Origin of the sequence: Methylobacterium fujisawaense, from assembly GCF_014138435.1 — a bacterium.
GTDB lineage: Bacteria > Pseudomonadota > Alphaproteobacteria > Rhizobiales > Beijerinckiaceae > Methylobacterium > Methylobacterium fujisawaense.
Genome location: NZ_JACJIM010000013.1, coordinates 51,344 through 59,994 on the forward strand (window position 1 = coordinate 51,344; position 8,651 = coordinate 59,994).

The 8,651-nt window shown below is 69.5% G+C and carries 14 protein-coding genes and 1 pseudogene; 4 read left to right on the forward strand and 11 right to left on the reverse strand.

The annotated features are described in order from the left end of the window. Window positions 1-193: 193 nt before the first annotated feature. From GGQ91_RS27385 to GGQ91_RS27405, 5 genes are all read right to left on the reverse strand, one after another. A complete protein-coding gene (locus tag GGQ91_RS27385) occupies window positions 194-727 on the reverse strand; it encodes a GrpB family protein (protein ID WP_075381739.1) in 534 nt (177 codons plus the stop codon). Then, window positions 727-1,392, reverse strand: coding sequence for a DUF2268 domain-containing putative Zn-dependent protease (locus tag GGQ91_RS27390; RefSeq protein ID WP_182593274.1), 666 nt, complete (start codon window positions 1,390-1,392; stop codon window positions 727-729). The genes GGQ91_RS27385 and GGQ91_RS27390 overlap by 1 nt, the downstream gene beginning before the upstream one ends. 173 nt (window positions 1,393-1,565) lie before the next feature. Further along, complete coding sequence (locus tag GGQ91_RS27395; protein ID WP_182593275.1) at window positions 1,566-2,894, reverse strand: Y-family DNA polymerase; 1,329 nt, start codon at window positions 2,892-2,894, stop codon at window positions 1,566-1,568. Further along, entirely contained in the window at window positions 2,891-3,370 is a 480-nt protein-coding gene (locus GGQ91_RS27400) for a LexA family protein (protein ID WP_246410953.1), read from the reverse strand. The genes GGQ91_RS27395 and GGQ91_RS27400 overlap by 4 nt, the downstream gene beginning before the upstream one ends. Beyond that, complete coding sequence (locus GGQ91_RS27405) at window positions 3,349-3,543, reverse strand: hypothetical protein (protein ID WP_335645387.1); 195 nt, start codon at window positions 3,541-3,543, stop codon at window positions 3,349-3,351. Before GGQ91_RS27405 ends, GGQ91_RS27400 begins: the two co-directional genes overlap by 22 nt. A gap of 151 nt (window positions 3,544-3,694) precedes the next feature. Between GGQ91_RS27405 and GGQ91_RS27410 the strand changes: the two genes are divergently transcribed. Further along, window positions 3,695-3,940: a DUF6894 family protein gene (locus tag GGQ91_RS27410; protein ID WP_182593276.1), complete on the forward strand. Its 246-nt coding sequence runs from the start codon at window positions 3,695-3,697 to the stop codon at window positions 3,938-3,940. Between the two features lie 16 nt (window positions 3,941-3,956). After that, a complete protein-coding gene (locus GGQ91_RS27415; protein ID WP_182593277.1) occupies window positions 3,957-4,208 on the forward strand; it encodes a hypothetical protein in 252 nt (83 codons plus the stop codon). A 3-nt stretch (window positions 4,209-4,211) separates the two neighbouring features. Here the strand turns inward: GGQ91_RS27415 and GGQ91_RS28480 are convergent, their stop codons facing one another. Beyond that, complete coding sequence (locus GGQ91_RS28480; RefSeq protein ID WP_281375187.1) at window positions 4,212-4,346, reverse strand: hypothetical protein; 135 nt, start codon at window positions 4,344-4,346, stop codon at window positions 4,212-4,214. Window positions 4,347-4,656: 310 nt separating this feature from the next. Here GGQ91_RS28480 and GGQ91_RS27420 point away from each other — a divergent pair, with 310 nt between their 5' ends. Together GGQ91_RS27420 and GGQ91_RS27425 are read left to right on the forward strand one after the other, a co-directional pair. Further along, window positions 4,657-4,830 carry a hypothetical protein gene (locus GGQ91_RS27420; protein ID WP_164706411.1) on the forward strand — a complete coding sequence of 58 codons (174 nt, stop codon included), beginning with the start codon at window positions 4,657-4,659 and terminating at the stop codon, window positions 4,828-4,830. 634 nt (window positions 4,831-5,464) lie between these two features. After that, on the forward strand, window positions 5,465-5,815 hold the full coding sequence (locus tag GGQ91_RS27425; protein ID WP_182593278.1) for a hypothetical protein: 351 nt from the start codon (window positions 5,465-5,467) through the stop codon (window positions 5,813-5,815). A 651-nt stretch (window positions 5,816-6,466) separates the two neighbouring features. Here the strand turns inward: GGQ91_RS27425 and GGQ91_RS27430 are convergent. The 5 genes and pseudogenes from GGQ91_RS27430 to GGQ91_RS28640 all read right to left on the reverse strand — a co-directional run. Continuing rightward, the gene (locus tag GGQ91_RS27430) at window positions 6,467-6,805 is read right to left on the reverse strand and encodes a hypothetical protein (protein WP_182593279.1); all 339 of its coding nucleotides are present in this window, start codon (window positions 6,803-6,805) and stop codon (window positions 6,467-6,469) included. Window positions 6,806-6,899: 94 nt separating this feature from the next. After that, window positions 6,900-7,310 (reverse strand): 3TM-type holin, encoded by a 411-nt coding sequence (locus GGQ91_RS27435; RefSeq protein ID WP_182593280.1) that lies wholly within the window; start codon window positions 7,308-7,310, stop codon window positions 6,900-6,902. A gap of 2 nt (window positions 7,311-7,312) precedes the next feature. Beyond that, window positions 7,313-7,978, reverse strand: coding sequence for a glycoside hydrolase family 19 protein (locus tag GGQ91_RS27440; RefSeq protein WP_179698086.1), 666 nt, complete (start codon window positions 7,976-7,978; stop codon window positions 7,313-7,315). A gap of 201 nt (window positions 7,979-8,179) precedes the next feature. Next, window positions 8,180-8,401: a hypothetical protein gene (locus GGQ91_RS27445; RefSeq protein WP_182593281.1), complete on the reverse strand. Its 222-nt coding sequence runs from the start codon at window positions 8,399-8,401 to the stop codon at window positions 8,180-8,182. A 132-nt stretch (window positions 8,402-8,533) separates the two neighbouring features. Continuing rightward, a pseudogene (locus tag GGQ91_RS28640) lies at window positions 8,534-8,651 on the reverse strand (IS3 family transposase); the annotation flags it as partial.

Consider the following 8,651-nt stretch of genomic DNA (forward strand, 5'->3'; position numbering starts at 1 on the left):
AACGGGGAGGCTGGGTCGATAGTGGCCATTTGCTACCGCGTTGAGCTTCATCTCATACGCGCGCGTTATTCGAACGGTTGGCTGGGATCGCGATCGGAAGTGGATTCTCCATCCGGAAGCGGACCTTCCGCATGCGACCCAACCCGGGCACTTGGACCGTCGTTTGCGGTTCTCCAAAGCGGCCGCTGGTCACTCAGGAAATCAGCCGATCAGCCAAGGCTGCAGCTTCGACTGCGTCGATCCATGCACTCTTGCATGCGCCATACGCGTGAGAGTTTTCGGGGTGAAGCGCTCGGCACCTGACTTTCTCATGCGCATAGGATGCGACGAGGTCTGGTCTCTTCCGAAGGTAGTCGCGAAAGACGAGGTGGCGCTCGATATCGGGAGATCCCTTGGCGAAGCAGTGCAGTTGTACGAGCCGCCGCCCAGAATGGCACTCGTCCTTCGTCGCGTAGCGCCGCCCCGGCAGTCCGAACTCGCCCCACCATGCGAAGCCGACTGCTTCGAGGTCATTTCTGCGCCGATCCAGGTCATGGAGGTCGCCGACGACCGGCATGAGATCCAAAATGGGCTTTGCTGCCAGACCTGGGATAGCGGTCGATCCGATATGGTGGACGGCAAGTAAGATTGGATTGAGCGCGATGCGCAGGATCGCGGCCTGCGCCTCAGCCGCTTCTGACCAGCAGGGGTTGTGTTCGGCCAACTCGACCTTGAATGGGGGCGGCATCAGATGTTCAACAACGTGCGCCCGCGCGCGGCGTCGATGACCACATGTGCGGGAACGTTGATCCATGCGTCACCGATTAGGTCGGCCCCTGCTTCCAGCCAATCGCCCACGATATGGTAGCCCAGGGTGTAGCCGAGCCAGCGCGGATACCGTCCCCCGAAGCCGAAGAACCACGCACGGTGGTCGTGCTCGTTGCCGACGAGCGTCGCGTTGTCCGGCAAGTTGGCCGCGAGCACCTCGTTGGTGACGGCACATTCCCACGGCTCGGGCTGCGAGGTGAACAGGCGGCTCACGAACTGCCCCGCCAAGCCCTCGCTCACCAGGGCCTCACCCAGCGTCCAGCCGTAGCCGGGTCCAGCCATGCGCAAGCAGTGGTGGGCCTCGTGCGCCACAGTCCGGCGCAGGTCCCCATTACGCAGCGCGCGTGAGAAGTTGGGGTTGTCGGGGTCGATAGTCAGGGAGAACAGGCCAGGTCGCATCGCCAATCCCGTCGTGCCAGTCTCCGGGATCACCGCGCCGGGCAGGCGTTGCACGAGAATGTCGAGCGGCGACACCGGCAAGACGCCCGCTATAGCCTTTCGAGCGATCTCGACCTCTTCGGCGATGGTGCTACGCCAGGGATCCAGATCGCCGGACGCCTCAAGCCAATGTAGCCGCCACGTCATCCTGAACCTCGTCGGGCTCCTTAGCCTCATCCTGCCGTTGGTGGCAGGACGGGACAACCCGCCTACGTCTTGGAGATGGGCGCGGCGGCGACGTCCGCTTCACGCCATTGTCGCCCGACAGCGGACCGGCAGAAATCCACCCAAAGCACTCGGCCGCGTGCTCAAGGAGCGGTTCAGACGTAGGCGACCGGCAACTCGCCGACCTGCGTCGTGTAGCGCGGCGTGCGCATCTCGAACTTCGTGTTCCAGTCGCGCCGGCTCACCAGCCCCGCGCGCGCCGGCACCACGGCGCCGCGGCCCCAGCGCGCGTTGCACGCGTCCATCGCCGCCATGAGCGGGCCCGACCGCTCCCGGTCCAGCGCGCCGATCAGCGCCCGCGGGCTGTGGGACAGCGGCACGAGGTCGTTCGTCACGAGCCCGGCCTTGCTGTACCGCCACGGCCGCTCCCCGGGCTCGCGCCAGGTCTTCGCCACCCCGTGCCGCGCGGCCTTGATCAGCGCCAGCGTGTCCGAGCTGTGCTCCGGCAAGCGCACCGTGGTCGAGACCGAGCGCATCGGCTCGTCGCGGTCGTGCTCGCTCGTGTGGTAGAAGATCGTCACATGGTTGGTGCCGAGACCCTCGCGCCGCAGCTTCTCCCCGAGCCGCGTCGCGTGCGCGGCCACCGCCTCCTCCAGCACCGCCCGCTCGGTAATTCGGCTCGAGAACGAGCGCGTCACCGCGCAGCCCTTCCGCCGCGCCGGCACCATCTCCAGCGGCAGGCAGGCCGCACCACGCAATTCGTAGATGATCCGCTCGCCCACCACGGTCAGGCCCTTGCGCACCGGCCGCGGGTCGAGGTCGCGCAGGTCCGCGACGCTCTCGACGCCCATCGCCTGGAGCTTGGCGAGCGAGGCCCGGCCGATGCCCCAGACCTCGCCGACGTCGATCCGGCACAGCCAATGCGCGTAGGCCGTCGGGTCGGTCAGGTCGCAGACGCCGCCGAGATCCGGCACGGTCTTGGCGATGTGGTTGGCGAGCTTGGCCAGCGTCTTGGTCGGGCCGATGCCGACGCAGGTCGGGATCCCGGTCCAGGCCCGCACCGTGGTGCGCAGGTCCCGCGCCAGCTCGACCCGCAGGCCCGGCGCCACGTCGGTGAGGTTCAGGAAGCTCTCGTCGATGGAGTAGATCTCCACCTGCGGGCTGAACTGCCGGTAGACCGCGTTGGTCCGGCCCGACATGTCGCCGTAGAGCGTGTAGTTCGACGAGAACACCCGTACGCCCTGGGCGCGGCACAGGTCGCGGATCTTGAAGAACGGATCGCCCATCTTGATGCCGAGCGCCTTGGCCTCGCTGGTCCGGGCGATGGCGCAGCCGTCGTTGTTCGAGAGCACGATCACCGGCACGGCGGCGAGCTTCGGGTCGAACACCCGCTCGCACGAGCAGTAGAAGCTGTTGCCGTCGATCAGCGCCACGGCGCGGCCGCCGCCGATCCGGTCGCGCCGGCGCGCCTCCGGCGTGCTCACGAGACCTGCCCGCGGGCGACGTGCCAGCGGATCGAGAAGCGCACCACGCCCCAGATCACGCCCTCGCCGAGTTCCTCGACCGCGAAGGCCGGCAGGTCCGGGTTGCAGAAGGCGAGCCGGGCGGTGTTGCCGTCGATCACGAGGCGCTTGCAGCTCATCTGGCCGTCGACCGCCGCCACGACGATGCTGCCATGGCCGGCCGTGAGGCTGCGGTCGACGCAGGCGAGGTCGCGGTCATAGATGCCGGCGCCCTCCATGGACGAGCCACTGATCCGCCACAGGAAGGTGGCGGGCGGGTTCGGCACGAGCCAGCGCGGCAGCTCCAGCGCGCCCTCCAGGAAATCGTCGGCCGGCGACGGGAAGCCGGCGCACAGCGCCTGCCCGATCAGGGGCACGCGGACGGCGTCGGGACTCCCGAGCAGCAACGCGTCGATCGGGTGGATCGGCACGGGGCTCAGGCCGTCCCGGCGTGGCATCGTGCGTATCCGCGGGAGATCAGCCGGCCTTGGGCGAGCACGCGCGCTTCGGCGTCTCGCAGGTCGGTGAGCGCATCCTCCACCGCCCGAACGAGGGCGGCCCAGGCATCGCCGGAGGCGGCCCGGTGATAGGCCAGGGCGATCACCTCGGCCTCGGACAGACGGATCTCCACAGGCGGTTCGTGCCGTTGGGCATGCATCCGGATCACAACCTCGACTAGAACACATCGGGAACAAAGCCCGATGGTGGGGCGTGGTTCAATGGCCGTGTCGGATCCCGCGGAGATCGCAGTGGGCACGTGTGGAGAGGTCGGGAAAACGCCAATGCCGCGGAGGCTTTATCGCTTCCACTGCCTGGGAGGCGGTGATGCCGTGTTCGACCTGCAGGGGCGGTGGCTGTCGAGCATCCGCGAGATCCGGCAGCACGCGGACCGGGTGGCGCTGGGCCTGATGGACGGGGTCGGCTGTCAGGACTGGACCGTGTGGTCGGTGGACGTGCGCGATGCCGCAGGCCGGCCCGTGCTGTTCCGCGCGTTCACTGCGGTACGGGTCGGCGGCAAGTCGGCGTAAGGACGGGAGCCGCACCATGGCGATGACGACCAGCTTCGTGGTGCAGCCGTTCGAGATCCACCGCAAGCGCCTGCGCCCGGCCCGCCAGGAGCCGGTGCAGACGGAGAGCGGCGCGCTGAAGAAGGCCGAGACCCTGGCCAGGCGGATGCCGGGCGCGGCGGCGCTGAAGGTTGTGGCCGATGACGAGACCGGCGAGCTGGAGGGCGTCAGGATCCTCGGCCAGTGGGGCGAGGTGCCGGACGATTTTGCCGAGAGCCTGCAGGGCTGATCGTCAGCCGCGCCGCTTGGCGGCGAACTCCCGGACCGGCGGGCCCCAGGTCTGACCCGGCTTGGTCCGGCAGCCGGAGAACCGGTCGAACACGATCCGGTTGGGCTCGACGCCGACGGTCCGGCTAGCGTTGACCATCAGGGCGCCGGCCTACGTCACGCGCAGGACGCCGTGCTCCGGATGGACGCCGAAGAGCTGCGGCGCGGCCCAGCCGAGCCGATACGCAACGCGGCTCGTGATGCTGGATGCCCGGCGGCGGTTACCGAGCCGTTCGGTGTCGGCCGGAGGATGGTCCCGCGCAGGGATTCCGAGCACGAAAGAGCCCGCGCCGGCGAACCCGGCGGGCAGATGTCCGAAGGGACAGGGCGACACCCTATTGCGGGCGGAACAGGTCCGGGTGATCCTGCCTTTGCCAGTCGACGCACGATCGACGGCACGGGAGGTAAGCATGACGATCTTCCAGGTGAGGCAGAACAGCACGCGCGCGGTCCTCTGGACGGGACAGGCCGACACAGCGGATCGGGCATTGGAAGTCGCCGCCCAGGCCGCCGGTTATCACGGCTTCGAGGAGCTGCCCGAGACGGCGCGCGCCGATATGACGGCTGAGGCCGTGATCGTCTGAGCACGAGAAAAAGCCCCGTGCGGCGGGCCGGCGGGGTCGGCGCATTCGAGGGATATGGCCGGCTGGCAGACGCCGGACACGAAAAAACCGCCGCGGCCGGAGCCGGGCGGTTCGAGAGAGTCTACGCTTGGGGATTGGTCTACGCGCACGCGGCGGCACGGTTCCCGCGCCTGAATCGGCGAGCGGCGCCCCGGCCGAAACCAGGGTGCCCGGGGCAACGTGAACGTCTGCGTTTGCGGGTGCGAGACCCGCTCGGCCCCGCCCCGATCTGCTCACGGGGCGGGGGAGCGTCCGATCTCACCAGCGTGTGAGCCGAGCCGATACGCAACGCGGCTCGGCGGTAAGATGGCGAGCACCGGTTACCGAGCCGTGCTCGTGCCGGCTGCCGGCCAATCCCGCGCCGGGATTCCGCGCACGAAAAAGCCCGCGCCGGCGCGCCGGGCGGGCTTCTCAGGTCGGGCACCGAAAGGGGGGAAGTTCAGCCAAACCTCGCACCGAGGCTAGGCGGGACGCAGGGAAAGGAAAGCCCCGCTGACGTCAGTGAATCGGAGAGAGAGGGAGCGGCATCCGCTCAGGCAAATCGAACCACCCACCGTTGAAAGCGTTCACGCCCCGCAACAACGGAGAGCACGACATGAAGGTGATCTCAGCGACCGTCCTTGGCCTGGCGCTACTCATTGGAGCCGCTCCGGCCTTCGCGCAGCCATACGGCGGACGCGATTACGGCTACGATCGCGGCGACTACGGGCCCCGTGACAGAGGCTACGGAGATCGCGGCTACGGCGACCGTGACCGCCGCGATTACGATCGGGATTACGACCGAGGCTCCCGGGGCGGGCGTGGCGACTACGCGTTCAACGAGGAAGAGTATCTACGCTGCAATCCGGACGTGCGCCGAGCGGTCATTGGCCGAGCGATCAAGTCGGGTCTGGAACACTACCGCAAGGTCGGGATGGCCGAAGGCCGGAAGTTGACCTGCAATTAGAGCGCATTCGAAGAGCAGAGCAGACTGTGAGAACGCCCCGCGCGGCAATGCCGGCGGGGCTGACGAAGGCGGACGCAGATGATGGCGCTTGGCGGCTACCTGCTGCTGCCGCCACCGCCGCCGCCCTGAGGAACGGCGCGCTCTGGCTGATTGGCATTCCCGGCGGAGGACGAGCTGTTCGACATCGTGTCGGCCGGCTGCCCGGTCGGCGAAGTCGTCACGGCGCCCGTGCTACCGGTCGTGCTGTTCTGCGGCGCAACCACGCCCGAAGTGCCAGGAGCGGACGGCGCCACGGGAGTCGCCGCGGGAGCCTGCGCAGAGGCCCCGCCTGCGAGGAGGCTGAAAGCAGCGGCGGCTGCGAGAACGCGATGGCGCATGAGAACCTTCCTTTGCACTGAAGGCTGAGAAACGCGCTCGCTCGAGAGATAGTTCGATACTGACGAAGCCAGGGGGTCTCGAAAAAGCCCCGCGCGGCGGTGCCGGCGGGGCTGAGTGGATCCTGGGAGGAAGCTGAGCTCAGGCAAGCGGCGGGCCACCAGTACGAGAAAACCGCCGCGATCGGAGCCGGGCGGTTCGAAGTGATCTCGCTGGGGGAATGTCGAGGCCTCGCCTATGCGGGGATGGCGGCGCGGTTCCGGTCACCGATCCGGCTCACCGCCCCGCGAGCCCGATCTTCGCCAGCACGATCCCCCCGAAGGCCAGCAGCGCCGCCGAGGCCAGCCCCCAGCCGATCTTGCGCAGATCCCGCACCTGCCCGGCGACCTCGGCCAACCCCTCGGCGGCCTCGGCCTTCGCCCCGTCAACCGCCTTGTCGATTCGCCGCTCGATCTCGTCGCGCGCCACGAAGTGCTCGATGTCCCGCCGGTAGGCCACGCCCTCCAGCTTCTCGTCCATCCGGTCGAGCTTGCCCCCGAGCGCATCCATCTGCCGGCCGGTGGCCTCGACGCGCTCGATCAGGCGCCCGATCCATTCGGGCAGATGGTCGGCCATGGGTCCGGTCCTTCGCTCGCCGCGGCCCGGCCGCGCCGTCCGGGCCCGGGGCGGGGTCTCGTCCGTCACCGGGGCGCGCCCGCGGTTCCGGTGTTCACCCCTTCGGCCCGAGCACCTGCGGCACGATCTTGTCGACCGAGCGGGCCAGCATGTAGGCGCCGATCCCGACGGTCAGCAGCGACCACAGCTCGGCCGGCACGCCCTTGAGCGCCACCACCACCTCGACCTGCAGGCCGAGCATCGGCGCCACCACGCCCACCCAGGTGATCATCGCCAGCGCCCACAGCACGGTGATCGGCCGGGCGTTGCGGGCGAGCGGGCTCTCCGAGCCGGCATCGGCCTTCATCACCTCGGCCATGGCCCGGCCGAGATCGTCCTGCTGCTCGATCAGGGCCTTCTGCAGCTCCAGCTGGACCTGGAGGCGCTGGCCCTCGTCGGGCAGCACCTTCTGGAGGATGGGACCGAGCGCGCCGAGCAGCGCCGGCAGGAGGGCGAGGAACCCCATGGTCAGGCCCCCTTCTGCATGTTGCGGCGGACGGCCTCGCGCAGGCGCGGCCACCAGGCGGTCGATGGCGGCACCGGGGCGGCCGGCGGCGGCACGGCGGCGCACGCCGCCCGGAGGCAGGCGAGGAAGACGGCGTGATAGCCCGCGATCCGCGCGCCGTTCCGAGCGCCGTCGCCGTTGACGATGGCCCGCGCGCCCTCCGGATCGTCGGTGCCGCCGTCGAAGTAGCGCGCGAGGGCATGGCCGGGGCGGAACAGGCCGTCGCGCGCGCCGACGATCAGGATCGCCGCGCTCGTCTCCGGCACGAGCGCCAGGTCCGGATCGCCGACGAGGTCGAGGCCGAGCCGCCGGCCGAACCGCCGGTAATTGTCGAGCCAGGTGAGCTGGCTGGCGCCGCGGCCGTAATAGACCCGGCCGTCCACCGGCACGCCGTAGGGATGCCCGCGGCCGAGACCGGCCTCGCGGATCGACAGGTTCAGCCGGCATTCGTGCCAGGCGGTGGCCAGGGTGTAGGCGACGTGGCGGAGATCGCCGGGCCAGCCCTGCCGCTCCCAGGCGTCGAGGAGGCCGGTGAGCCCGTCGACCTCGGTCTGCGCGAGGGTGGCGCCGAGCAACCCCGACGCGCGCAGCCGCGCGAAGAAGGTCGCCCGCACGAGGGGAGCGGTCATGTCGGCCTCACGAGGGTTCGGGTTGAGGGGGCGCGGCTACGTCAGGGCGAGGCTGACGCCCGCCTTGTTCGCGGTCTTGAGGGCGGTGGCGTCGGTGCGGCCCTGCGCCCCGGAGAAGCCGACCGCGATGCCGGCGCCGAAGGACAGGCCGAGACCCTTGAGGATCTGCTGGTAGGCCTCGGGCCAGACGGTCTCGCCGCCCTACACCCAGAGCATCGGCAGGCGGCCGTCCTCGCCGAGGATCGGCTTGATGGGGGCGCCGTCGATCGGCTTCGGGGTCAGGAGGTCGCCCGCGCGGGAGCGCTGCTTGAAGGTGGTCCAGGCGTCGAGGACGAGCACGTCCTCCAGGCCCATGCGCAGCCAGTCGGTCCAGGGGAGGACGCCGTCCGGTTTGGCGAAGAAGGCGGTGATGGCCCACTTCATCCGCGCGGCTTGATCCTTCCGCGTCTCGATCATGAGCCGCAGCAGGTCGTCGCCGTCGGCGATCCGGCGTAGCTGGGCGAACGAGACCGGCTCTTAGAGCGCGGGACAAAACCGCAGCGAGCGGGTTTGGCGTGCATGGACGCTCTCGTAGCCGGAGCGCCCGTAATCGGAGGCCAGGGCAACGATGGCCCGGGTCAGCGCATCCTCGTCGGCCGGCACGGTCGGCACGTAGCGCTGCGTGCCGCGGTAT